Origin of the sequence: Paenibacillus sp. PK1-4R (genome assembly GCF_030369595.1) — a bacterium.
Lineage (GTDB): Bacteria > Bacillota > Bacilli > Paenibacillales > Paenibacillaceae > Paenibacillus.
Map to the genome: position 1 here is coordinate 4,218,863 of NZ_CP126535.1, position 25,614 is coordinate 4,244,476.

At 45.1% G+C, this 25,614-nt stretch carries 24 protein-coding genes; 5 read left to right on the forward strand and 19 right to left on the reverse strand.

From position 1 onward, the window contains the following. Window positions 1-454 precede the first annotated feature (454 nt). The 4 genes from QNO02_RS18155 to QNO02_RS18170 all read right to left on the reverse strand — a co-directional run bounded on the left by QNO02_RS18155 (window position 455) and on the right by QNO02_RS18170 (window position 3,945). Window positions 455-1,135, reverse strand: a complete 681-nt coding sequence (locus QNO02_RS18155) for a hypothetical protein (protein ID WP_289389577.1) — start codon at window positions 1,133-1,135, stop codon at window positions 455-457. A 176-nt stretch (window positions 1,136-1,311) separates the two neighbouring features. Continuing rightward, a complete protein-coding gene (locus QNO02_RS18160; protein WP_133385253.1) occupies window positions 1,312-1,908 on the reverse strand; it encodes a cupin domain-containing protein in 597 nt (198 codons plus the stop codon). A 138-nt stretch (window positions 1,909-2,046) separates the two neighbouring features. Then, window positions 2,047-3,003: an aldo/keto reductase gene (locus QNO02_RS18165; protein WP_289389578.1), complete on the reverse strand. Its 957-nt coding sequence runs from the start codon at window positions 3,001-3,003 to the stop codon at window positions 2,047-2,049. A 135-nt stretch (window positions 3,004-3,138) separates the two neighbouring features. After that, window positions 3,139-3,945, reverse strand: a complete 807-nt coding sequence (locus tag QNO02_RS18170; RefSeq protein WP_289389579.1) for a helix-turn-helix transcriptional regulator — start codon at window positions 3,943-3,945, stop codon at window positions 3,139-3,141. 162 nt (window positions 3,946-4,107) lie between these two features. Between QNO02_RS18170 and QNO02_RS18175 the strand changes: the two genes are divergently transcribed. Then, the gene (locus tag QNO02_RS18175) at window positions 4,108-5,646 is read left to right on the forward strand and encodes a DUF3450 domain-containing protein (RefSeq protein ID WP_289389580.1); all 1,539 of its coding nucleotides are present in this window, start codon (window positions 4,108-4,110) and stop codon (window positions 5,644-5,646) included. 58 nt (window positions 5,647-5,704) lie between these two features. Here the strand turns inward: QNO02_RS18175 and QNO02_RS18180 are convergent, their stop codons facing one another. The 5 genes from QNO02_RS18180 to QNO02_RS18200 are packed head-to-tail and all read right to left on the reverse strand — an operon-like array spanning window position 5,705 to window position 10,332. Beyond that, window positions 5,705-6,427, reverse strand: coding sequence for a GntR family transcriptional regulator (locus tag QNO02_RS18180; protein WP_289389581.1), 723 nt, complete (start codon window positions 6,425-6,427; stop codon window positions 5,705-5,707). Between the two features lie 10 nt (window positions 6,428-6,437). Then, window positions 6,438-7,451, reverse strand: coding sequence for a sugar kinase (locus QNO02_RS18185; protein WP_289389582.1), 1,014 nt, complete (start codon window positions 7,449-7,451; stop codon window positions 6,438-6,440). Further along, a complete protein-coding gene (gene dagF, locus QNO02_RS18190) occupies window positions 7,444-8,199 on the reverse strand; it encodes a 2-dehydro-3-deoxy-phosphogluconate aldolase (RefSeq protein ID WP_289389583.1) in 756 nt (251 codons plus the stop codon). Before dagF ends, QNO02_RS18185 begins: the two co-directional genes overlap by 8 nt. Beyond that, the gene (locus tag QNO02_RS18195) at window positions 8,196-9,305 is read right to left on the reverse strand and encodes a DgaE family pyridoxal phosphate-dependent ammonia lyase (protein WP_289389584.1); all 1,110 of its coding nucleotides are present in this window, start codon (window positions 9,303-9,305) and stop codon (window positions 8,196-8,198) included. The genes dagF and QNO02_RS18195 overlap by 4 nt, the downstream gene beginning before the upstream one ends. Continuing rightward, window positions 9,283-10,332 carry an amidohydrolase/deacetylase family metallohydrolase gene (locus QNO02_RS18200; protein ID WP_289392815.1) on the reverse strand — a complete coding sequence of 350 codons (1,050 nt, stop codon included), beginning with the start codon at window positions 10,330-10,332 and terminating at the stop codon, window positions 9,283-9,285. Before QNO02_RS18200 ends, QNO02_RS18195 begins: the two co-directional genes overlap by 23 nt. A gap of 278 nt (window positions 10,333-10,610) precedes the next feature. On the opposite strand from QNO02_RS18200, the gene QNO02_RS18205 reads away from it, so the two are divergent. Beyond that, window positions 10,611-12,941, forward strand: coding sequence for a helix-turn-helix domain-containing protein (locus QNO02_RS18205; RefSeq protein WP_289389585.1), 2,331 nt, complete (start codon window positions 10,611-10,613; stop codon window positions 12,939-12,941). Window positions 12,942-13,019: 78 nt separating this feature from the next. Here the strand turns inward: QNO02_RS18205 and QNO02_RS18210 are convergent, their stop codons facing one another. The 4 genes from QNO02_RS18210 to QNO02_RS18225 all read right to left on the reverse strand — a co-directional run bounded on the left by QNO02_RS18210 (window position 13,020) and on the right by QNO02_RS18225 (window position 17,644). Continuing rightward, complete coding sequence (locus QNO02_RS18210; protein ID WP_249912319.1) at window positions 13,020-14,051, reverse strand: glycoside hydrolase family 130 protein; 1,032 nt, start codon at window positions 14,049-14,051, stop codon at window positions 13,020-13,022. A gap of 86 nt (window positions 14,052-14,137) precedes the next feature. Then, entirely contained in the window at window positions 14,138-15,748 is a 1,611-nt protein-coding gene (locus QNO02_RS18215; RefSeq protein ID WP_289389586.1) for an extracellular solute-binding protein, read from the reverse strand. Window positions 15,749-15,786: 38 nt separating this feature from the next. After that, complete coding sequence (locus tag QNO02_RS18220) at window positions 15,787-16,698, reverse strand: carbohydrate ABC transporter permease (RefSeq protein WP_124116320.1); 912 nt, start codon at window positions 16,696-16,698, stop codon at window positions 15,787-15,789. Between the two features lie 16 nt (window positions 16,699-16,714). Beyond that, on the reverse strand, window positions 16,715-17,644 hold the full coding sequence (locus QNO02_RS18225; protein WP_434060084.1) for an ABC transporter permease: 930 nt from the start codon (window positions 17,642-17,644) through the stop codon (window positions 16,715-16,717). A 608-nt stretch (window positions 17,645-18,252) separates the two neighbouring features. Between QNO02_RS18225 and QNO02_RS18230 the strand changes: the two genes are divergently transcribed. Beyond that, window positions 18,253-18,750, forward strand: a complete 498-nt coding sequence (locus QNO02_RS18230; RefSeq protein WP_249912316.1) for a CPBP family intramembrane glutamic endopeptidase — start codon at window positions 18,253-18,255, stop codon at window positions 18,748-18,750. Between the two features lie 65 nt (window positions 18,751-18,815). Here QNO02_RS18230 and QNO02_RS18235 read toward each other — a convergent pair whose 3' ends face one another. Further along, window positions 18,816-19,181 carry a cupin domain-containing protein gene (locus QNO02_RS18235; protein WP_249912315.1) on the reverse strand — a complete coding sequence of 122 codons (366 nt, stop codon included), beginning with the start codon at window positions 19,179-19,181 and terminating at the stop codon, window positions 18,816-18,818. Window positions 19,182-19,270: 89 nt separating this feature from the next. Beyond that, window positions 19,271-19,633, reverse strand: a complete 363-nt coding sequence (locus tag QNO02_RS18240; RefSeq protein WP_249912314.1) for a cupin domain-containing protein — start codon at window positions 19,631-19,633, stop codon at window positions 19,271-19,273. Window positions 19,634-19,792: 159 nt separating this feature from the next. Here QNO02_RS18240 and QNO02_RS18245 point away from each other — a divergent pair, with 159 nt between their 5' ends. Continuing rightward, window positions 19,793-20,659 (forward strand): LysR family transcriptional regulator, encoded by an 867-nt coding sequence (locus QNO02_RS18245; RefSeq protein ID WP_249912313.1) that lies wholly within the window; start codon window positions 19,793-19,795, stop codon window positions 20,657-20,659. A gap of 18 nt (window positions 20,660-20,677) precedes the next feature. On the opposite strand, the gene QNO02_RS18250 is transcribed toward QNO02_RS18245, so the two are convergent. Beyond that, window positions 20,678-20,818: a hypothetical protein gene (locus QNO02_RS18250; RefSeq protein WP_289389587.1), complete on the reverse strand. Its 141-nt coding sequence runs from the start codon at window positions 20,816-20,818 to the stop codon at window positions 20,678-20,680. An 82-nt stretch (window positions 20,819-20,900) separates the two neighbouring features. Beyond that, the gene (locus QNO02_RS18255) at window positions 20,901-22,253 is read right to left on the reverse strand and encodes a glucoamylase family protein (protein WP_289389588.1); all 1,353 of its coding nucleotides are present in this window, start codon (window positions 22,251-22,253) and stop codon (window positions 20,901-20,903) included. Window positions 22,254-22,694: 441 nt separating this feature from the next. On the opposite strand from QNO02_RS18255, the gene QNO02_RS18260 reads away from it, so the two are divergent. Continuing rightward, window positions 22,695-23,675 carry a serine hydrolase domain-containing protein gene (locus tag QNO02_RS18260; protein ID WP_289389590.1) on the forward strand — a complete coding sequence of 327 codons (981 nt, stop codon included), beginning with the start codon at window positions 22,695-22,697 and terminating at the stop codon, window positions 23,673-23,675. A gap of 86 nt (window positions 23,676-23,761) precedes the next feature. Here the strand turns inward: QNO02_RS18260 and QNO02_RS18265 are convergent, their stop codons facing one another. Together QNO02_RS18265 and QNO02_RS18270 are read right to left on the reverse strand one after the other, a co-directional pair. Further along, on the reverse strand, window positions 23,762-24,784 hold the full coding sequence (locus tag QNO02_RS18265; RefSeq protein WP_289389591.1) for a serine hydrolase domain-containing protein: 1,023 nt from the start codon (window positions 24,782-24,784) through the stop codon (window positions 23,762-23,764). A 143-nt stretch (window positions 24,785-24,927) separates the two neighbouring features. Further along, window positions 24,928-25,521, reverse strand: a complete 594-nt coding sequence (locus QNO02_RS18270; RefSeq protein WP_289392816.1) for a TetR/AcrR family transcriptional regulator — start codon at window positions 25,519-25,521, stop codon at window positions 24,928-24,930. Window positions 25,522-25,614 lie beyond the last annotated feature (93 nt).

Genomic DNA, 25,614 nt, shown 5'->3' on the forward strand with positions numbered 1-25,614 from the left:
TCGACATAAATATATTAAAACTGAATAGGAAATTTTTATTTCTATAAATTTGCACTATTATGAATTTTTATTTCAGATATAAAGAAACTTCTTTTTAATATAATTTATACTTTTTACCTATTAAATTTCTTTTTCCACTTACATATATATGTATAATCTACATTCTGCATTGATTTGAAAATACATCTCCATACAAAATTTCATGTGATATGATTTTCTTATATTTACATAAGAAGTTGTATAGTTCTTACGTCTAACAAATATCATTTTCCATGCGTAAAAATTATGTATTTTGCTGCACATACTCAACATTTCAAGACTTAAGTCTAATAAATCCTTACTCATACTGAGTCCATTTTCCCATAAAAAAAACCAAACCCGAATTAACAAAGTTTGGTTTTGAAGCGAAAAAACACACTTTAAATTAACATAAAACCCGTTTAAAACTAATTACTTATGTGTTATATAACTGCTCCAGTTCCATCAAGCGGTCCTTAATCCTGTGCGGAATAATATCAAACAGATTATCCCACGTCATGAACATCTCCGGTTTTAGTAAATATTCTTCGAACTCCATGGTAGGTACAAACGCTTTGGTCTGCAGATAACGCCCCACCTGAGCATCGATCTGTTCGTTCGTTTCAAAATAATCTTGAAACAACTCATTCACAAGTAGCCCATCACATCCAGCTTCGGCACCTGCTGCACTATACAGGTTTGGCAATAACTCAAATACAACCGGAAGTGGTGAGAAAGCATGTTTGCCAGGCTGCGAGTACAGACATACATGATGTCCAACCACATTGACCCGTTCCTTCAACAATCCACGCAGCACTTTCCCATGAAAGCTGGCTTCACAGTCTACTACCTCTCCGTCATGACCCACATAAACCCATACATGCTCCATTTCATACAGATGTCCAATCTCATAATCCCACCAGATTGCATATTCAATTACATATTGTACTGCCTCGGTCGGAAACTTAATGTCCCTTCTGAACGATGGTGAAGGCCCAGATTGATGCAACACAGAAATGCCAACAAAATCAGGATAAAAGGGTTCGGCTCTGTCAAACATCAAAATAGGTGCATAACTCATTGCAGTTTCAAGCGTATTCATTTCTGACATGTTCATTCATGAGTCCTCCGTTTTTTTTGGATGTTCATACTATACTAACAGAGATCGTAATACACTGACTCAGGCATTTTGAATTTTTATCATACGATCATTACATCTACACATCAAAAAGCCTGCAACTGTTATTCTCCAGTTACAGGCTGTGTACTTTGATAATGAATAAGGATCTTGAATTAAGATTTCAGCTTATTGGACGATGGCACAGACGTCTTGGAAGGTGAAGTCGATTGATCAGAAACCTGCGTATCACACCCTATTGGAGGGCCCAGAATGGCATCATTTTTAATGGACGCAACAGCTCTCGCATATGCCTCTTCATCCAAACAGTACGCGCGGTGAGCCACCTCCGGCGGTGTAGCTGCCAAGAAATCCGCTCCAAACACAATATCAGGCGTTGGTTGATCAAAAATAGTTAATACATATACATCATCTGTCTCAGCGACAAACCAGTGAAACCAGCCTTTCGGAAATACCACAACCTGACCTGGTTTCAGACGATATGTCAATCGTTCACGCGTAAACGGATTGAAGACTGACGCTGTAACTTCACCGGTGATGACCACAACCATCTCCGTAACATTGGTGTGCCAGTGCGGCTGCACAATGATTCCTTTGCTTAAGTACACGTTGAAGAAACCATTCGCAATGGTCGGCAGCTGTTCTCCAAACAACTGGGTTACATAGTTGCGTGAATCCCTCTGATAATTCACAACCGCATTGGAATCGGCTGCCAGCGGAACATTCGGGGCTTGTAAAATCGGATTCATCATACGATCATTTCTCCTCCTTGGGCATACATCTCATTGTTGTACTGTATGCCGGAGAATAGAAAGATAATACCGTTGAAACATGTTATATATTGTTTTTAATCCTGAACTTTAGGTTTCTTAGAATCATGTATAAACAAACTAGACTTGACCAGGGAATCTGCCTCCGGCTGCAATGCCTTGGGGTGATATGCGATCTATCTGGTTCATCTCATCATCCGTAAGCGAAACCTGTAGCGCTCCTAAGTTCTCGTGAACTCTTTCCAAGTTGCGAGTCCCCGGGATCGGAACGATATGTTCCCCCTTTCCAAGCAACCAGGCCAGAGCAAGTTGAGAGACCGTGCATCCTTTTTGCTTAGCCATCTCTTGGATCAATCCAACAACCTCCAAATTTTTCTGAAAGTTCTCACCTTGGAAACGCGGATAGTGGCGACGATAATCATCCTCCGGCAGATCGTCTATGGAACGGATCTGACCTGTCAGGAATCCCCGTCCCAATGGGCTGTATGGAACCAAGCCAATGTTCAATTCATGCAGGACAGACATAATCTCATCCTCAAGCTCTCGACTCCATAATGAATATTCGGTCTGCAACGCTGTAATCGGATGAACAGCATGTGCACGCCGAATGATCTCTACTGGCGCTTCGGACAAACCGATATATCGAATCTTCCCCTGTTGAACCAGATCGGCAAGCGTGCCTACCGTCTCTTCAATAGGTGTATTCGGATCAGGACGATGTTGATAATACAGATCGATATAATCCATTCCCAGGTTGTAGAGACTCGCATCTACTGATTTTTTGATGTAGGCTGGATCTCCCTTGGGGCCCTGCGTGTGTGTTATACCAAATTTGGTGGCAACGATTGCCTTGGATCTTCGACCTTGAAGCGCGCGTCCAAGCAGTTTTTCATTCCCTCCAAATCGCTGTTTTTCATACTCTCCATACAGATCCGCCGTATCAAACATGGTGACTCCTACATCTAGCGCACCCTGAATGGTATGTACCGATTCGTCATTATCCGGCATCATCATCACACCCAGGCCGAGCGCAGATATTCGTAATTTATCATTTCCCAGTGTTCTTGTTTTGAGCATGAGGCTCCCTCTTTTCATCTTGAAATAGAAACGTTAACTAGATACGTATGAACTTGAGTTCATTCTATTTCACTCCCGAGACCCCAACCACACTCTGTTTATGCTAGTAAAAAAATTACTAGTTTGATTAACCTTCTATATGGCAACAGGAACGTAAATACAACAATGAATGCCTGATTGGCTGTTCAGATTATTCATGGAAAAGATATCGTATGCATGCAAAACGCCATCTGCCCGATCCGTCGTTTCAAGCAGGACACGATTGACTTGTTTTAATTCAACTTGGTGCAGGTTCCAGATCGTTCGGAAGTCTACACTTTCTTCACTCAATTGTTTCACGATTCTGCTGAATTCGGGGTCACTCGGATACTTGTCATAATACGTACGGAATACGGCTACCGAGTGCCGCGCGAATTCCTCCCAGTTGTGCATACGCTCCCTGAGCGCTGGATCCAGAAATAAAATCCGCATCATTAGACGCTCGTTCACATTCATCGATGAGAAGTTGAAAAGGTTCGTATCTGCAGCTTCATTCCAGGCAAGTACCTCAGAACGTTCATTGGTAATAAAGGAAGGATGAGTCAACTGGCCAATAATACTCTGCCACCCTGGCTCCAGTTGTGAATACGAAGCAAGGAATTCATGTTCCGTTTTAGGGTCCCATAAGTCAAACAGATGACTCTTCTCTTCCAGGGTTAAACGGAGCGCATTCGCTATACTCTGCATCACTTCTCGTGAAGCCGCCAACTCCCTACCCTGTTCGAGCCACGTGTAATACGTTGCACTGACACCAGCCAATACCGCTACTTCTTCCCGCCGTAGACCGGGTGTTCTTCGCTGTCCATAAGATCCTGACAATCCAACCTGTTCCGGTTGAATGCGGCTTCTCCGTGATTTCAAAAACTCCCCCAGTTTTTTGTTACGGCTCATACTTGTATCCATAGACATCGTTCCTTTTTATAAAAGTATTCAAGCCTATTCGGCTCTATCCAAAATGGTAGTCTCTGAATGACTTTGATATAATTCATCTATTATGTGTTCTGCAGAATACTTGGTTTACAAGTAAGCTTAGCATCGATTGGTGCAGAACGAAAGGAGCATAAGATGATCCCCAATGTTGGAGATGTGTACTGCGTGTATGTCGAAAAATTACAACAATATACAGCCTGCCAGGTAACTGGACTGAATGAAACGGAGGGTAAAACTTCCGACACGCTTGCCTCCGTCCTTCAGTTGGATTGGACTGGTGATCAACTGCCTAATGAGATGCAGCTTCATCAGATGAAACCGCTGATCTGTAACTTCTATTTCTGGCATGATCGACTTGCTCATAGTTTTGTAAATGCTAATGTCCCTTCACAGTATGTGCTTGCAGGCAATATCCCTCCTGTCTACACCGAGGAAACAAATACGTATGGGGGAGGCTGGCCGATCGGAGAAAGTCTATATCTCCAGCGTGAATGGGAAGGTATCGATGCGATCCGAAGAGCGCAGTTCAAACAAGCTGCGAATGATGACAAAGAAGTGATGGTTGGCGATCGTGTAATGCGGCGCAGTACGAGTACACTCCGCGATTTCAGCCCTAAATCTTCTGAAGATGTAGCCGAACTCGCAAAGCTTCCTTGTCTGACACATATTGAAATGGATGGATATACGGAATCGATCTTTCCATTTATAGAGGAAAACCCGTTCATTAATGAACTTCATATCTTACATCATGGTCAAACGATGCTCGATATCAGCAACAGTCACCTGACCAGACTTATTGTGGATGTCAGCGGGTTGAAGGAGTTAATTTTGAACACAAAGATGAAAAGTCTGAATTTCACAGGGGAGTTGTCTCCTGATCTGCGTATCGTGGCTTATGAAGACGGTAAATGCATCACTCTCAATGTTCCATCGGGCCTGCCACAGGTTAGGGGAATCTCACGGCTTGAAGGTCTGTATATCAGAGATATCACGGAGCTCAATCTGGACCCACTTGTGCAGTATTATCCTGAGCTTTCAGAGTTGCGATTGTGGGGTAAACCCGGCAATGTATCCCATATAGAATCAATTCAGCATTTGGCAAATTTGCAAACCTTCACTACATATGACCTATTCGGCTTCAATGGTGGACAATTCCCTGATCCAGAACAACTTCCGAAATTGACTACGCTGTGGCTAACCAGCCTGCCTGCTGATGCAGCCAAATCGATCAAAACAAGATATAAAAAATTCGCTGCTACCGGACTTGATATGGAAATCACCAAAGCACGCAAACCCGAATGGCTTGCGGAGAACCTGAACAATCCGTTTCGGGATTGGGATGGGCGGGACCACATTAAGGCAGTTCACGCCAAAAAAGCAGCTCAATTGTACAAGCAGTGCTTGAAGGAAATCCGTCAGTTAAGTCAAGATTTTAACAATCAGGAAGCTCTGCACAAACAGCTCGTCTCCATGGTTGAGAACTACACACAGACCTTCAACAAGATGGATGCCAAGACCGGCTTTATTGAAACTGTTGAGCGGGAAGAGATTTATGTTGTTCTAACGGAGTTGCTGGATCAATTACAGCAGCATTTGGAACTGAGTCAAGATGATTGGGTTAAGGTTAATCACGAGGAATTATATGAGGTATTTGATCGTTTGAGGGATTTTTAGTTTACGTAAAAAGGGTCCTGTTATGAAAATGGCAGGACCCTTTTCTGCACCGCCGACCTCAAGTGTCGTAACTAACCAGATAATGATGAAGTTCCGTGTTATAACAGCCGATACTGTGCTCAATTAATCTGCCTTCTCCGTCGAAGGAGTTACGGAGGCGCTTAAGCACATGCGTCCCCGGGGGGATCTTCAGTAGTTGGCATACCTCATGAGCTGCCGGCTCTACAAAGAAACGGTCTTTGAAGTTCTCCAGCAAAATGTTGTTCTCCTCCAATGAGTCATACAGCGATTGGATGTCTCCATTCATTTCTTCCATGCCTCCGCCGGGTAATGCAGCTGCTGCCAAGAAGTGTATCAGATGAATATAAGGTTGTCCGTTAAGAATGTAGAGCCTTTCAATCCGCTGGTAATACGGCCCGTAGCGACCATATTCCTCCGTTCCGGTATCATTGGTGAGTAAACGGGAATTCAGAACTTTCTTTTCCAGCTTATGGCCCTCTTCTACGAGCAGCTCCGTAAACCGTTTGCCCTTTGAGAGCTTCTGATGAGAGGTATTGCGCAACACAATTGTGCCAACACCGCTTTTCTTCAGCACGTAACCTTCCTGCGACAGCTCTTGGACCGCACCGCGGACTGTCATTTTACTGACGCCAAATTCTTTCTCCAGCTGTGGTTCAGAGGGGATGATGCTTCCAAGAGGATATACTCCATGTAGAATCCGATCTTTGAGAATTTTTTGGATTTGCTGATATAAAGGACCTTGCTTGCGCTTCAGAGACACTCACTGTTCACTACCTTTCAACATCTGAGGGATGGTCCGACAGCGCGCGGAGCACCTCATTCTCGGTAAAAAGCGCTGTATCGCCTTGAGTGGTATGGGCCAGCATCGCTGCCGCCACTGCCATATTAACCGTATACTCGTGTGGGTATTGCTGCAATTCCCCATGGATGATGGTGCTAGCAAATACATCCCCTGCACCGATCCGGTCATACACTGGGAATATCAGCTTTCGGGAAAATACGAACGTACCTTGATGATAGATATATCCTGTCAAGGAATGCGTATGGTCCGCGTTAATCACACGGTGGGTTCCTGCTACCGTTCCGATTCCGAAGCGTTTTGCAACTTCAGGAATCGCTTGCTTCATCTGTGTTATTCTATCATATTCTCCGGTTCCGATGCCAAGAATACACTTTGCATCCTTCTCATTCATTAACACCAGATCTGCCAGCCCCAGCAGTTCCTCATAATGCGGGCGGGCCTTGACATAACCATCTGTCCCCCATAACGCAGGACGGTAATTACAATCAAAAACAACCTTGCCCCCAGCACTCCTCACTTCCTCAGCAAGCCGTTTCATCTGCTTGCGCACGCCATCATTCATAGCCAGCGTAATGCCACATAAATGAAGAACATCGACTCGGGAGGCAAGATCTTTCATATCATAATTGTCTGCCTCCGCGGTATTGAAACTGCTGCCCAGCCGGTCTGTGTAAGTAACTCTGCCAGGGCGGGCTCCAAAGCCATTCTCCAGAAAGTACATCCCAAGGTGTCTACCGCCCTGGCTAATAAGAGAGGTATCTACCCCCAGCTTGCGCAGATAAGCAATAGCCGCTTCGCCCACCGGAGTTTCCGGCAAAGTCGTAATAAGAGCACCGTTATGGCCGTATCTGGCTAGTGCTGCCGTTACATTCACCCCGCTGCCGGAAAACGAATAATCCAGCCTGCTGCTCTGGACCAGTGTTTCGTAGCCCGGAACCTGCAGCCGCATCATCACTTCACCAAATGCAGCAACCCTAGGCATATAGGTCTACCAGCGATTTCATTGTTTCGAGCAGTCTGCGGACATCCTGTACGTTTGTACTCCCGGTCTGCGACTCAATAATTGAAGAATAGACATGTGGTATAACCTGAGGTACGCCTGCCTGTAGTGCAATCTCTAGAATGGGTCCAAAGTTGTCCAGATCGATTCCGCCTGTAGGCTCCAGAGCAAATCCCGCTTCTCCACAAGCCTTGGCAACAGCACGGTACTCCTCTTCCAGCTTCAACCCCTGCATCGGATAATATTTGAGCGCGTTCCCTCCCATATCACGAACCAATGCAATGGCGGCATGAACCGGAACAATGGCCTGCGGAGTCGTTACTGAACTGATGGGGCCAGTCGATATATTTACATAACCTGGCTGACCGCACGGAGATACCAGGCAGTTAATCCAACTATCTTTAGGTCCCAGATTGGCACGGGTTGCCCCGACTGCCGGGAATACCTGATTGATATGGCTTCCCGGATAGCTGGCGACAATCTCCGCCACAACTGCAGCCTGACGGCTGTCTCCGGCCCCAAGTCCGATAGATACGGCATCTTGAATAGCCTGACCATATTCAGTCATGGCAACTACAGCTTCTTCCGACGTAGCATAATTTTTGGAGAGCACACCAATAAGTACATATCCTTCCGCAGCCTCGTACACATCCTTGGCGTTCCCGATACTCCCGGCCAGTACATTAATTGCGGCCCTGTTCTTATACAGACACTGCTGAATATGACTCATTCTGGTTTGCCTCCCACGATTTCATGTATTCTGCTGACGATGACCTGCAAATCATCTCCTTGCAGCGACCTTGGATCAATATCGAAATAACCCTGCTTGACGCCATAGTCTCGGGTATATACCGCAATTACACCTTCACGTAGCTGGTCATTCATTTTCTTCGCATCCACCCCGGCAAGAGAGGAATCAATCTGGACGCGCCCCCGGAAAATCGATCTGCCGGCTTCATCCTGCACGATGCGGACCGAAACACCAGGAAGTCTATCCAGTGCCTGAAGAGCCTCCAGCGTCTGCTTCTCTCGTTCACTATTATCGGCTTTGTCCTGGTATTCCTCTAGCGCTTGAAGTAACCCAAAAATGGTCTCTTTGCCAATCTTCATGCTGCGGCCAATCCCCTGTAGCTGTACCTTAAGCCACTCCACGTATTTCCTTTTGCCGGCGACAATGCCAGAAGTAGGGCCTTCAATAGCTTTCGACCCGCTGTAAATGGCCAGATCCGAAAGTTGGATATATTTGTGCAGATCCTCTTCCGCTGCCGCATCAACAATCAGCGGCACCCCTCTTCGCTGTGCAACCTCCCAGGCCTCTTCCACAGAAATCATGTTCTTCTGGACAGCGTGATGGGATTTAACATAAAAAATGGCTGCAGTGTGTTCGCCGATTGCCTGATCGATATGCTCCTTGCGGCCTTCATTGGCGTATCCAACTTCCACTACCCGGCCGCCGCCAAGGAATATCATGGTTTCAATCGGCGCTCCATATTGCACATTATGGCCTTTTAGCATAATAATTTCATTTTTCAATATCGGCTCCTGGTGCAGACGAAGGCTGAGACGTGGATCTCCGGCAGTCACAATGGCTGCCACTGACAGTGCAATACCACTGGATGCGGAGTTCACCACAACCGCGCTTTCCGAACCAAGTAGCTGTGCAATATATTCTCCGGATTTGTTCACAAGATCCGCAATTTCCACGTACTGCTGTCCGCCCTGTTTCATCGCATCCATGACTGAATCCGTTGGTGCGGAAACGCCAAGGATGCTCATTCTTCCACTGGCATTAATAACACGCTTCAATCCATATTTAGCCTGTAATGAGTGACCCATTAGCATAAACTCCTTTAGCCTCAATATAGTATTGCGTGACCCGGACATCTCCTTCCGAGTCCTTAAGTTGCTTTTCGCCTGCTTCCAGAGAAAACAAAGTCAGGTTCGCCTGCTGTCCCACCCTAATCTGCCCGAGCTCCGGCTTACTGAGCCACTCCGCTGGACTTCTTGTAACCGCACGGATCACCTCTTCCAGACTGTAGCCGAGGTACAGAAATTTCGTCAGTACATTCGACATACTGTATACCGGACCATTCATACGGTTGCCTCGGTAAATGTCCGTACTGATTGTATTCAGCGCAATGCCTGCAACCTTGGCCTGTTCTGCAATCCGGAAGGAGAAGCTCGCTGTGCCATGCCCCACATCCAGATGAACTCCCCGAGCAGCTGCATCCAGCAGTTCTTGCAGCGGTGTGCCGTCTGCATGAAACAGATTGTTGGACTTGCCGTTAAGATAATGGGTGATTACATCACCCGACTGTAGTAGCTCCAGCACATCAGAGATCGCGGGCGGAGCAGAACCGATGTGAACCATGAGCGGAAGTTTCGTTTCTTCCGAGAGTGTGCGTGCCAACTTGAGTGGATGTATGCCGCTGTCTTTGACCACACTTTGGCTGATGCGGGCTTTCAGACCAACAATGAAATCAGGATAAGCCGCTGCTGCCTCCAGTACCTTGGCCCGGTCAATCCATTCCAGCTGCGACAGTTCATCCGTCCGTTCGAGCCCGATGCTTGAAATGTTCAACAGAGCAAATACTTGTGTAGCAGCCTGTAGTCTTGCGGTATAAAAAGCTCCAATTCGATCTGCACCGCAGCTTCCGGCATCTACAAGCGTTGTTACCCCCTGCTTCACACCAATTTCGTCGATATCATCGCCATAGGGATCAAGCTCCTGGACGGCATGCACATGCATATCAATCCACCCACTGGACACATATAACCCTGAACAATCCAGCTCATTTTCTCCTTCAGCCTGTCCTGGCGGTGTAATGGCGGTGATGATCCCGTCCTGAATGGCGATATCCATAATTCGCCCGTCAACAAGCTGCAAATTGCGCAGCACATTCTCTGTGCCCACTCATCCCATCTCCTTTTTCAACCCCGGTTTACAGGCAAAATTCAAAAAATGATTCATGATATGAAATCTTTACTTCTAATTAGTTGAAAATAAGCCTGATGATCTACTTTATTCTAAAGATTATAATGTTATAATGTTTATACTAGCACAAGAGTAATCCAGAAGAGAACACTGATTTCTAATTCAAAAGTTTAATCCGAATATCCTAACACTGGAGGGACTGCTTCATGGCAAATTCGGCACTCAAGCCATCCTTGCTCAACAGATTCAGGCTCAGCTGGAATCATTTCAAATCAAGGCTTCTGCTGAAATATGCCTTTTCTTACATTCTCATATTTCTTATCCCTCTGACAGGTGTAACTATTTTTGTATATGAAAACGCTGTCAAAGGATTGCGTGTAGAGATTGAACAATCAAATGTCAATCAGCTTAACCAGGTGAAGAGCACTATAGATAACCGTATGAATGAGCTTCAGGAAATAGCGGGGAGAATCGCCTATGACAAACACCTGACCCCTTATATGGTACAGCATCCCTATTACAGTTTGGAGGCGATTCAGGCGCTGGCCAATTACAAAGCTAGCAGCAGCATTGCAGAGGATCTGCTTCTCTATTTCCATAACGATGCCAACATCTATTCGTACCGCGGTCTGGCTAATCTTGACGTCACCTTTGATAGCCTCTATCAGTTCGAGCATTGGAATCCGGAAGAGTTGCGGCGGGACTTGAATGAAACTAGGCAGCCCCTGGTCCGTCCCGCTGAGAACGTGAAGGTTAATTCCCGAGTGGAGTCGATGCTCGTCATGCTTGTGCCCGTTAAACCTAATGACCCGTTTCCATATGGGACCGTTGTTTATTTAATGAAAGAATCCAACCTTACCGGGGTCATGGATTCGATTTTGAGTGATTTTTCAGGAAGCAGTTATATTTTCAGTCCCTCCGGAGAGGTGTTGACCGCGAATAGCCATGGCATAAGCCTTCCCCAGGACGAAATTGAGAATTTGGCTACACTTGAGCCCGGTATTCATAATTTGAAGATGGATGGAGAACAATACTCCGTTGTTTCTGTTCAATCTGAAGAAAATGGCTGGACCTATGTGACCACGATGCCAAGCTTCCAGTTCTTCAGCCGTGTCGCCCATGTCCAGACCCTCGTCCTAATCGTCTTCTGTATTACCGTCATTACCGGCATAGCTGCTGCGCTGCTGTTAGCCAAACGGCAGTACCATCCGATCAGGGATTTGATGGACAAGATGAAAGGCAGCGGCGATGATGCTCCCAAGCTCCGCAATGAATGGGAATGGATACGCCAGACCCTCCACAATTACAGTCTGAAAATTGATTTTCAGGAGCCCTTTGTCCGCAATCAGTGCATGCTGCTGTTACTCAAGCACGGCAAGCCGGATGATCCGGAGATCGAACAAATGATCCTTAGCGCAGGATTCAGGCATCCTCAAGGACAAGGGCTCTATTTCTCGGCTATTTTGTCCTGGGATGATACTGTACCCGGCGGCAAGTCCTGGCAGGAACGCCATCTGTTGCAGGAAATACTCAGCAATGTATGTCTTCCCTGTACCGGAGCTCAGATCTTTGGTGTAGAATTCTCGGTCAAGGACCAGTTTGCCCTGATTATTTCACTTCCCGGTCATGCGGACAAGCCGATTCAAAGCCAATTGGAGCAGGTCATTGAAGCCATTCAAACGTTAATCCGCGAGCACTCTCAGCTATCTCTAAGTATCGGTGTCGGCATGGCCTACAGAGACTTAGCCCGTCTTAACCAATCCTTCATTGAAGCCGCTGCAGCTCTGGAGCACCGGATCATCCGGCGCAGCGGTCAGGTCACTTATTTCGAGCAGCTTGCAGAGCTGAACCCTTCTGCTGCCGAGAGCTTCTGGATTCCACGCAAATCCATGCTGAAACTGGAGCAGAGTCTAAAGCAGGGCAACGAATCAGTAGCCGTCCAAATGATTTCCGATACCATTCATACGATCAAAAATGAGCCGTTGCAAGTTCATCTACTACGCTGCATCTGTTTCGATCTGCTGAACGCTTTTCTACGCACCGCCTCCGAACTTGGGATGAAAGAAGTGTTCGCCAATATGCCGGAATTGACCTCCTTCGAAACACTTGAAGAACTCGAGAGCCGTTTGATCTGTCTGGCCGCTGACATTTGCGCGCAAGTGGAGCTGAATACGAAGACAAGCGAGTCTACATTAATGGATGACATTCTGGCTTACGTGGATCAGCAGTTTGCAGACTACACACTCAGTCTAGAAAATGTGGCGCTTAAGTTTGCCATTTCAACTTCATATTTAAGCCGGAGCTTCAAAGAGAAGACCGGAAGCAATTTCTCACAATATATCTGGCAACGTCGTGTAGATGAAGTCATGCGACTGCTGGAGAATACTAGCGCACCGCTCAAAGAAATTATCGAACAGGTCGGTTATATGGATGCGCCAAATTTCATCCGCAAGTTCAAAAAAGAAATCGGTCTGACACCAGGGCAGTATAGAAAGGAACATGCCTTGAGAGGGATGAATACTAAAAGACCTGTTTAAGTTGGCGAAGCGGAGCTTCCGCCCTTCCTGTACTACATTCTTATATTTGAATTCTTATATTTGAAGATACAGCTTCATTTATAATTTATTTTGCTGTTGCCCTTCCTGGAGGATATGCTCTACCAGCTCATCCAGAGGAACTGTTGCTAGGGCAATCGCCGTATCTGTTACCCCGTAATAGATATAGAGCAGCCCATCTTTGACCACATTTCCGGTCGGGAAGATGACATTGGGGATCTGGAACCCAAATTTCTCATAATACGTCTCTGGCTCCATAATAAAATGATGCGTCCGGGCAATGATTTTCTCCGGATGCTCCAAATCCAGCAGCATGGCCCCCACACGGTAGACAATGTCCTCATCGACGCCATGATAAAGCACCAGCCAGCCCTTGTCCGTACGTATCGGGGGCGTAGAGCCACCAATCTTCCGCGATTCCCAGGAGAGGTTCTGGGCGGTAGCGAGCAGCTTGGGCTCTTCCCAGTTCACGAGATCCTCGGAGTAGGTAATCCACATGGCCGCCTTATCCGTACCGTAGGCTTCTCCCACATATTCCTCGGGGCGGCGCAGCAGTACGAATTTGCCGCCTATTTTCTCGGGGAACAGAATGTTGTCCCGGTCATTAATATCAAGAGGTGTCGTGTCCGCCACATACTCCCAATCCAGCAGATTATCTGATTTCAAAATGGAGGACCGGGTTAGCCAATGTCCCTCCTCGTCCCCCCACCCGTCCGGATATTCCGGAATAGAGCGAAGGGGGACGCCTGCCCCGGTAGGGTAATAACTCATGGCACAGGGGCGAAGGGCGTAGTTCAGATAGAAGGTCCCGTCAATTTTGACAATCCGTGGGTCCTGTACACTACCATAAGGGAATCCCAGCATGTCTGGCGTCACAATTGGCTCATCCTTCACGTGAGTAAAGTTCACGCCGTCTTCACTCTCTAGCAGACCCAAGTAATTTTTGCATGGAGTTAGGGAACCAGCGGTGCGCTCAATCATATAAAATTTGCCGTTATCGATGATAACTGCAGGGTTAAAAACCGTAACCTTGCGCCATTCATAGTTGCCCGGGACGACAATGGGATTATTCGGATGTCTCGTGATTTGCATGTCTAATCCTCCTGCATTTAATGTTCAGGAACACGTTTTATGCTTATATCTCATTTTTTACAGCAAATTTCTGCGCATGGACCTGGTTAGTTGGATTTCCAGCGATCATAGGCAGCCTGGTTGATCTCAACCATACGCTCTCCGCCCATTTTTTTGACGGTCGCCACATAATTGTCCCAGCCCGTAAGTGGCTCGGCTCCAGTGATGAATTTCGCCTCCATCTGATTCACATATGTCTTCAAATCAGAATTCAGGCTACTGATTTCGGTCTGCTCTTCCACGGTAAGAAACAGCGTTGGAAACGGAATCCGTGCGCCTTTATCGAGAAGCTTCTGCTTGGTCTCCTGCTCTACCCAGAGGTCAAAGTCTGTCTTCAGCCCCTTATTAATATCATCCATGGACAGGGTTGGAGCGGGAATGCCGTAGTTAGGTGTCAGCGTTGCCCGATAATCTTCCATTTCCTTGCCGTCTGGTACCGGTAAGTACTGTTTGACCCGGTTCTCTTTATCGGTGTATTCCCAGAGAATGCCCTCTGGACCTTTATTAAAGAACATGGCACCTTCATAGGAATAAAGATAATCCACCCAGCGTATAGAGGCTTCCGGCGCAGGATTACTCTGCGTGATAGCAAAAGCGCCGCTTGTAATCCCCCTGTTCTTTGCAATCGCTGGAGCAGCAACGGATTCACTGTGGACAGGTGCAAACATCGGATCTGCCGTCGAAGGCTCTCCACCTTTGCTCATGTAGGCATGCCAGTCCGAAAAGAGGGCAATTTGATTATTCTGTGCTTTGGCCTTCTTTTGCTCCGCTGTTTGTGAAAAGCTCTCATGATCCAGCAGGTCTTCAGACCACAGGCGGTTCATATAGGTTAAATATTCCTTGTAGCCTTCTTCAAGCGGTGTATAATGCACCTTGTCCGCATCGTCCACATAAATTTCTTCTTCATAAATACCGAAGGCACCAAGCAGCCATGTACGGATATCGCGGAGGTTCGCAGCAGGTGTTGTCACCGAAGAAAGTGGAATTTCATCGGCTATGCCATTGCCGTTGGGATCTTCCTCTTTCACACGTTTCAGATAGGTATACAATTCCTCTGTCGTTTCGGGCAGTTTGTCGATATTTAGTGCCTTCAGGAAGTCCCCGTTATACCACATCGGATTACGGTACCAGTGCTGGCTAAGTTCTACTACCGGCAAGGAATAGATATGCCCGTCCGGTGCAGTGATTGATTTGCGGACATCCGGATTCTCCTCTAGTAGCGCCTTGAAATTCGGAGCATACTCTTCGATCAGATCCTCCAGTGGAATGAGGATACCCTGCTCTCCATAATTCATCTGCTCTGCAGTTGTCAAACCGGCAGCATAGAGGATATCCGGGTAATCCCCACTGGCGAGCACCAGATTTTTCTTGGTTTCGAAGCTGTCCTTCGGTGCATTCTTGTATTCCAGCGTAATACCGGTCTTCTCCTGCATCTGCTGAAGCACCGCCATGTTCTCCCAGTTCTGAATCCCTACATCTGGTGCCATAAGCGACAGAGTAACGGGTTCATTAACAATCGGGAAACCTTCATTGTTCACAGCGACTTTTCCGAGATTGTTGTTTGCTTCACCTTCGTTTGAATTACTGCAGCCTGCCAGTAATGTAAGAACCAAAGCCGAAGATAACAGAAGCTTCCATGGTTTGCGTGTGGTCGGCATTCATAATTCCTCCCTTGTTATCATCACATTTTAACTGTTTAGCCTTTAACAGAGCCTATCATGACCCCTTGGACAAAGTAACGTTGCAGGAACGGATAGATTGCCACGATGGGCAGTGTGGAGACCACAATGACTCCATATTTAATCAGCGATGCCGTTTCTGCCTTATTATTCATGGCGGTCGCCACCTCGCCGTTGATTGATGAGCCCGTGGTTTCGGCCGTCATTTCCTGAAGGACAAGGATCTGACGCAGAACCATCTGCAGCGGATACTTCGCTTCATCATTTAAATAGATCAGGGACGGAAAGTAGCTGTTCCAGTGGCTCACCCCATAGAACAGGGCCATAACGGCTACAATTGGTGCCGACAGCGGTAGAACAATGCGAATGAACAGCTTTAGATTTGTACAGCCGTCAATGTGCGCTGCTTCCTGAAGTTCTTTTGGGATGGTCGTCTGAAAAAAGGTGCGGGCCACGACGATATTCCAGACCGAAGCTGCCACCGGCAGAATCAATGCCCACATGCTGTTCATGAGTCCAAGGTTCTTGACCAGCAGATACGTCGGTACAATTCCGCCGCTGAAGAACATCGTGAACAGTATGAGGCCCATGAACAACTGGCGCCCGACAAAATCAGATCTGCTGAGCGCATACGAGGCCGGCAGAGTGACGGCGAGATTAAGCAGAGTCCCCACCACCGTGTAAATAATTGTGTTCCAGTAACCACTCCAAATCTTCGGGTTCTCAAATACAAGCTTGTAGCCGTCCAGTGTTACATTCTTCGGAAACAACCACATTGCTCCCGAATTGACGTCCTGCGGTGAACTAATTGAAGCGCTGAGAATATAGATGAGCGGATAGAGCACAACCAGCAGTGAAAGACCTAAATAAATATAAGTGCTGATCAGAAAAAGCTTGTCCCCCCTGGATTCTTTCATCGCAGTAACCAAAGACTTCAACTCCTTTCTACCAGAGGCTGTTCTCACTGGTGCGTTTGGCGATCTGGTTAACCGTAACAAGCAAAATAACGTTGACTACCGAGTTGAATAATCCCACAGCCGTTGAGAAGCTATATTGGGCGTTCACCAGACCGGCGCGGTATACATAGGTGGATATTACATCGGAAGCTTCCATATTGAGTGAATTCTGCAACAGCAGAATCTTCTCGAAGCCAAGGCCCAGTATATTACCCATATTTAAGATCAGCATGATCGTAATTGTGGGTAATATCGTCGGCAGATTGATATGCAGCACCCGTTTCATTCGGCTTGCTCCATCCATAATGGCCGCTTCATGGAGCTGGGGATCTACCCCAGACAGAGCCGCGAGATAAATAATGGTTCCCCACCCGGTGCTCTGCCAGACGCCGGAGAATACATACACCGTCTTAAACCATGCGGGATCAGTCAGAAATTGTGCTGGTTCAAGACCAATGAGTTCGATGAACCGGACAATCATTCCGCTGGAAGGTGATAAAAAGGTAATGATCATACCTGCCATGACAACTACAGAAATGAAATGGGGTGCATAGGTCACCGTCTGGACCGATTTCTTGAACGGGCCGTTGCGGACTTCATTAAAGGCCAACGCCAGAATGATAGGCAGGGGAAATCCGATGGCAAGTTCATAGAAGCTGATACTGAATGTGTTCCAGAGCAGATCCCAGAAAAAATAAGAATTGAAGAACCGTTCAAAATGGTCAAACCCAACCCATTCGCTGCCTGTAATTCCTTTCGAAGGTACGAAATTCTTAAAAGCAATCTGAATGCCGTACATCGGACCATAATGAAAAACAAGGAAATACAACAACGCGGGAAGCATGAACAGATACAGCTCCCAGTTTTTCCAAATTCTTTTGCCAAGGGAGTTCTTCTTCAATGAAGGACTTACGGATATTACAGTGTGACTCTCCTTCACTCTCCCACTCCTTTCTATGTCTTTTTCATTAGATACGATGATGTTGCTGCTTTGCGTTCTTGCTGATCCCTTTTTGGTAACGCTTACAGTTCGAAGTATAGTGAAACTAAGATGACACAGTAAATATGTAGCTTCTGCATTGTCATGTTTAGGATGTGTAAAACCGCGCTACTGCGGTACTTTCCGTTCAGCCCTGATGAAGATGGTTGCAGAAGGAGCAAGGCTGTAAATATGTGAATTACGAACCTCTCTTCACGCTGCAAAAGATACATATTGTGATCACAAGCAGGAATGCAAACATTTGCTACGTCAATGCTCTCCACAAAACAACCTGAGGACCTTGACTCCATTGGCGAAGTTACTTTGTTACGAACAGATCAAACTGACGAAACAAATTCAGAATGTCCTCCTCTCTCCGCATGCTTTCTGAAAAAGAAACGAGACCTTCTGCTTTGATTCGGATCTCTTGACCTCTCCATTCAATTCCTGATTAGTAACTGAACAATATTCTGATAAAAAAAGCTGTTGCGGGGGGACACTACGTCACAATCTATAATGAAAAAAATATGATAGAAGGAGTTTTCATTATGTCTGAGAACCATGCAAAGGAACAGTATAAAATACTGTTGATCGCATTACTAACGCAATCAGCTTTTCTATTTATTGGATTTATTTTTATTGGTTTTTTTAAGTGGGGAGGAATATTACCATTTATAGCTTCCTTATTCATGCCAAACGAGATTAGTATGTTATCCGCAATCATCATTGGTCTTATTTTTAGTTTTTTTGTTACTACGATTGTTCTAATTACATTCACCAGAACAAGAACAGAACTCCCTAAAACTGAGGGGTCAGATATGATTAAAAAAATAATGATCCGACCAAGTGGTATAGCTTTAACGGCGATAGGTGGTATATTTGAAGAATTCTTTTTTAGAGGTGTCCTGATCGGATTATTTATTGGATATTCTTTGATCGTGGATTGGCTTGTCATTCTAATAAGCACTTTTCTATTTTGGATAATACATGTTCCTCAATATAAAGGAGCTACGGGTAGGGATAAAATAAAAAAAGCCGCTATCTGAGCGACTTTCAATGGAACAATATTATTGTATCCTGCCAGTATGTTTGTGTTGTTTCATCAACTTCATTATATCCAAATATCATTGACTGCTGTTAATTCCGACTCGGTTTCCCCAGTATTTACTACTCCCCTGGGCTCTACCATCATGATATGACATTCCTGGTATGCAAACGTTTTGTGTTCGACTCCTCTCGGTACAATGAACATCTCTCCTTCGGAAATCTTTACTTGGCCATCGCGGAAATAGACAAACATCTCCCCTTTGATCACGATAAACACCTCATCGGTATCTTGATGATCGTGCCATACAAAATCCCCTTCGATTTTAACCAATTTAAACTGATAGTCATTCATTTCACCAATAACTTTCGGAGACCAATGTTCATTGAACTTAGATAATTTCTCATTAAAATTAATAGGTTGGTAACTCATATTAAACACTCCTTTTTATTGAGGCTTTAAGGCTTTAGACTATTGATTCAAAAATAAGCATAAATAATTCATGGATAAGCGGCGATTCATCAAATGTGTTGAGGGATTGAAACGGTTCGTTCATTCACTATATTTCCTGTATTTAGTGTAGTTTTTGGTTCGATTAATAATAAATGGACCTCATCTTCAGCAATTGGCTGATGTTCAATACCTTTAGGTATAATCACAAACTCTCCTTCGTTAACAGCTATTTCACCGTCTCTCAAACGGATGAGTAGTCTCCCTTTCCATACAAAGAACATTTCGTCCTCATGATCATGGTGATGCCAAATGAATTCTCCCTTTATCTTCACCATTTTTACGTAAGAATCATTCAACTCTCCACTTATTCTGGGATTAAAATAATCATGGATTCGCATAAATTTATCTTGTATATTGATCTTTGAAATCATGAGATCCCCCCCTCATTATCCGATAACGAGATCATCAACCCATTGGCAATGGTGTTAATCCCTCTGATTCATTAAGTTTACATCCTATGATGCATCACGTAAAATTAAATAAAAGTATATAGATCATCATAATATGTGATGCAAAAGGAGAGGGCTGTTTTGGATATTAGGTCTTTGGAAGTGTTTAAGGCAGTAGCCATTGAACAAAGCATCACCAAGGCTGCTGAGAAATTGAATTATGTACAATCCAACGTTACTGCACGAATACAACGTCTTGAGCAAGAATTGGGCGTTCCTCTGTTATATCGATATCATAAGAAGGTATCCTTAACTCCTGCAGGACGTGAGCTGTTGCCGCATGTAAACAAGTTGCTTTATGATTTCGAGGAAGCGATTGAGGCAGTTAAGCTTTCATCTGCCCCGCGGGGGACCTTGCGAATTGGAGCTATGGAGTCAACTGCTTCTACACGATTGCCATTGATCTTCACACAATATCACAAGAAATTTCCACAAGTAGAATTAAGCTTATATATGGCACCTACCGTAGATCAAGTAAGTACCATTCTCGAATATAAGGTAGACGGTGCATTTGTGGATGGACCAATTCTTCATCCGGAGATTGTTGAATACCCTGTCTTTGAAGAATCTCTAGTTTTGATTACGAGTTTCTCTCCCGAGCCCTTTCAATTAGAATCGATTTTACATGAACCACTGCTTTCGTCTTTCGCCCATTGCATCTATTTGGGACGTTGGCAGCGATGGCTAGAGGATAATGGTTATGCTTCTATGAAGGTCATGGAATACGGCACACTAGAGGGTGTCCTTAAATGTGTCGAGCACGGGCTAGGAGTCACTGTTTTACCCGTGTCTATGGTTGAATCACGCATACAGCAGGGGAAAATTAGCTGTCATCCATTACCAGAATCGTATGGAAAAGTGCCCACGGTGTTTATAAGACGACGTGACTCGTACATGACAAGTGCTCTCTCACAATTTATGGAGCTGGTGGGCATAACTACTCTGTGATCTATTTCCATATACTCACTAGCATGTTTGGTGTGAGCCTTTCTCCGTCAGAATTGCCGCAGCCGCACCTGCGGCCTCGCCACCTGTAACGTAAATTCCATAATCTAATCCATCTGCGACTTCATTATCAAGGGTAAACGCAAAAACGGAACGAAGCATGCTGACACCCTGCTTCGTTCCGCCCCTCTTTTTATCTTCGTCCCATTTCGTTAGTGAACTTGCTCTAATCTAAAGAAGCCCTTTATTGGATCGAAAACACTTCTTTTTTCAATAATTCTTCTGGCGTCTGCCCTATCACATCACTGTGAAAATAATCGCGTATAACGCCATCTTGAAGATAGTTGGCGATCGACACCATAATCATCCCTTGATCCAGTGCCAGATAAGCTTTTGCAAGTTCTCCCGTTTCGACATTGACTGAGTCATAGAACCCATATTTGCCAAACATTTTGAAGTTCTTTAAAGCTTTAATGTTTTTTCGAACAGCTTCAGGGGCATAATCCAGGGCAAGGAATGTTGCGTGTGCTGTTACCGTTGCTCCGTCTTTATAACCTGAGGTACCCAACGGCGTTGCTGCAAACTCACTGTATCCTGTGGGAGTTGCAGAAGGTGAAAAGCCCCATGCGGCATACCCTTTTTCTTTGGCATATTCGATCTGCAATTCGACATGACGCTGGTTGTTCAATCCCAAAGCTTGAGTACCCAGGTCTTTTTCCTTTATGACCATACCGGGCATAAGAGCTTCAAACATACTGCCTCCCCAGCTTGGCACAAACTTTTTATCCTTGTATACATAACTTCCTTCAAACACATCCACTCCATCGTACTTAACGGATTTGCCTTGAGGAATCTGAGCTTGCCAATCCCATTCTTGAGGTAATGTGCGATACATCTTCCACCAATGATCTTGGGGAACATCACCTTTCCCAATGGCAATATAGCTGCCTACACGTGGTTCCGTATAAAACATTCCATAATGGTGGTCCGTCAGCGCGCCTTTAGCCACATCATAACCTCCGCGGAATTGGCCGACTTCAGGATCATATAGCGGAGTATAATTCATATTTTTAACCAGCTTGCTTGTTTCCCCATGAAGTTCTTCATAGGCTTGCCCAACAACAATTAAACCAGCGGATAACCAGCCATTATCGACTTGGGAAATAAATTGGCCCCAATCTTTCTTCACTGATCCGTCATCCGTGTTATACCAGTTATAAAATAGGCCGTTCCACTTTTCTAACTTTTCGAGGGAATGTATAGTCGTTTGCAGGCGTTGTACAGCTTCTTTCTTTGAAATAATGCCCAATTGTTGCGCTGAAACGGTGCTCATCATATACATTGCGATGTTCGTGGGCGAGGTACGTTTAGCTTCTTCTATCCCGTTTTCAGTATGCCGTACTTCATCGTAAGTCAAGCCAGTGTTCTGATCCGTATAGTCCTCAAAAAACGTATAGGTTTTATATGCAATCGCTTTCAATTCTGCACGAAATCCAATTAAATGGCTTGAATCACCTGCTGAAGCCATAGGAGTTAAAGCTAGATTAACTAACAGACAAAAAGTTAAAATAAAGCTGATATTTTTTACTTTTTTCATAATTGTCTCCCTTCAAATGGATTCGAAACGTTTCGTGTATATGTTATCATAAATTTCCCATTTCCGTAAACAGGAAAATAGAACGCTTACAAATATTGATTATATTATGGATCATTTATAAATATAAATTCGAAACGTTTCATTATTGAACCACATCTAGGCAGCACACGCAGGATTATATGACGTATTTGATCGTTTGAGGGACTTTTAGATTCTAAATTGAGGAGATAAAAGCCTGACTCCATAGGAATCTCAGGCTTGATCCTTTCTCGTATCCATTCTGAACCGTTTTAAGTTGCTTACATCGAAAATCGCATTTTACATGCTTGCTTTGACATAATAATGTAGCGCTGGTTGAGCCCTACCTCGGGAGTATGCTAAGATAATGGACACCTATTTCTACAAAATCCTATAACAAATCAACCGTACAGAAAGGACACTATGAATCCTTCATCACTGTCATCCAAGTTAGATCATATCATTCCACCGCTGGATCTGCGAAGCTGCCTCGTCAGCGTAAGCGGTGAGAACATGTTCGAACACTACCGCAACCAAGAGGCTGCGACTGATATTGCAAAAATCAATTCATGTACCAAGAGTGTGCTATCCGCACTCATCTGTATAGCAATGGATAAAGGCTTGTTGCCAGAGGCATCAGCCCCAATCTCCACCTTTTTCCCACAGTTGACATCTGATCCTGATCCTCGTAAACCTTCGATCACGCTGGAACAACTGCTTACCATGACAGCCGGATTCAACTGGGACGAGTTCGGCGGGCAGAATTCATTCCCTCGCATGACTCGCACCGATCATTGGGTGAATTTTGCGTTGGAACAGCGCCTAAGTCATGAACCGAGTACATACATGGAATACAATTCAGGAGTATCACAGATCCTATCCGCTATCCTGATGCAAAATGCAGGTATGAACGTAGCCGAGTTCGCAGAACGTTATCTTTTTGGTCCGCTGGGAATTAAGGATTATGAATGGGAAAGCGACCCTCAAGGTGTACATACTGGCGGATTCGGTCTTAAGATGTTACCCGTAGATCTGCTGAAATTCGGTCAGCTGTTTCTACAGCAAGGTATGTGGGAGGGTGAGTCTCTCATTTCAAGTGATCTCGTATCCCGTTCTACGCAGCCTTTCATTACGGTCACTCCACCAAATCACGGAAGTTATGCTTGGCATTGGTGGGTGGATGTTTATCCAAATGAAAAGTCTGCCGCTGAAGATATTGCTTCTGTAGACGACAAACCCAATCTCCATTATTATTACGCGCGAGGATTTGGTGGTCAGTATGTATATATTGTCCCAGAGCTCGAACTTGTTACGGTGTTAACCAATGACAAACGAAAGAAAGAGAAACCTCCGCTGGATGTTTTCCCTCGGTTAATCGCCCCTGAGCTATGGAAAATGTTATAAACGCGCAAGCAGTCCTTTTATCCTGTTTGACCAATGAATCCCCAACCTTGTGGCCATAACCTGACCATTGGTTGAGGGTTTATTTGTCATGCCAAAGCTTCTTCGATGGCAATCGTTATTGGATACGGACCAGACTCTTGATTAGAGATCACAACCAGTTGTAGATCATAGTCCGGATACACGGAAGACATGAACGACACCCCTGGTTCAAAGCCCATGACATGAAATTTGAAAATTTCTTCCCCCTTGCGGTCAATCCAGATACCCTGCCCATAGTACTCTTCATCCTCTTGATGAGCGTGTGGAGTTAATAACTGCCGTGTTGTCTCTGCATTCAACAATTGGTGACCCAGCAAAGCATCCCAGAATTGAATCATATCCGGTGCCGTAACATAGGCCCCACCATCTGATCCACCTTTGACAGGAATGGAGAACATATTGGTGTTCCAGGAGCCATCTTCATGATCGATATACCCTAAGGCTGTGTTACGCGGAAGCTGATCTGTTAAGAAATAACCCGAGTCCTTCATGCCACACCGTTTGAAAATGTGCTCTTTCACATAATCTGTAAACGACCTTCCTGAATGCTGTTCCACGATAAGCCCAAGCACAATGAAACCCGCATTGTTGTAGTGAAAACGTTCACCCGGAGCAAACTTCATTGGCATATGCTGAAACATGGGCAGAAAGTCACTTAATCGCCGCATCGCATAAACCGGTCTGTCTTTCCACAATGCTGAAAAGTCTTCCATCACATCTTCATCGAAATAATCCGGAATGCCTGACGTGTGAGTTAACAACTGCTGGATGGTAATCCCTTCGTCCCACAGTGGAAACTCCACATCCAACACATCGTTCAGCTTGGAATCAGTAGACAATTTACCCGCTTCAATTAGTTGGCATATACTCACTGCCGTGAAGATCTTACATCCTGATGCAATTCCAAAGCGTGTGTCCACCTGATTAGCAAGCTCTTCACTACGATTCGCATAACCACGTTTCATATTCAAAAGGGTTTTCCCGGCTTGCTGGAGTAATACAACACCCGAAAAATTCACGCGTTCCATGACTTCTTCTACTTTTGTTGTCAGCTCTACTGCATTCAACATTTTGTTGTTCACCTACTTGTCTATGTATTCATTACATTCTCATTCTTAATTCTTCGTCATATCCTGCATACCTGCCAAATTTTCATAAAAAGAAGGATTACTCCCTTATAAAAGGAAATAACCCTTCTTCAGACAACGTAAGATTAAGTTTGACAAAGCATGCTCAAATGCTGTTCAATCACTTGTTCCACTCGTTTTGCTGTAAGTCTATCTGGCTGCATTAACATATGAATGGCGAGTCCATCCACAAGAGCGTATAACTTCTCTATCTCCATCTCAGCATCCAGTTCAGGATGTGTCATCCCCTGCTTCTGCAACTCCTGTATTACCCATTGAACCGACCGATACATCCCCTGATGCATCTGATCACTTAACTTTTTTAATTCGGGGTACACCAATAATTTGGCTGTAAACGAAAACCAGACCTCCATTTCCATCATTCTGTCTTCATCTAACGGGAGAAATTGCAAGAGCAGATTCTTCATATCCTGCAGTAAAGATCCACTCATCTGTAACGCCTCCACCCTTCTCTGTACCCGTTCTGCAAAAAGGTTCATACAAAAGGTGAACAATTCAGCCTGTGTGGCGAAATAATGACGCATGGAACCTACAGATAGTCCCGCTTCCTTCGCTATATTCCGAACTGTAGCATGCTCCAGTCCATGCACTTGAATGACCTGGATTGCTGCATCAGCAACGATTTTCCTTTGAGCTTCATGATCTACGATTTTTGGCATGACAACATTATACAACAAACTTCTCTTTTTGTAATACACTGTGCTATAATCTTTTTAATACATTGTACTAAAATATAAAAACAGCTGTAGGAG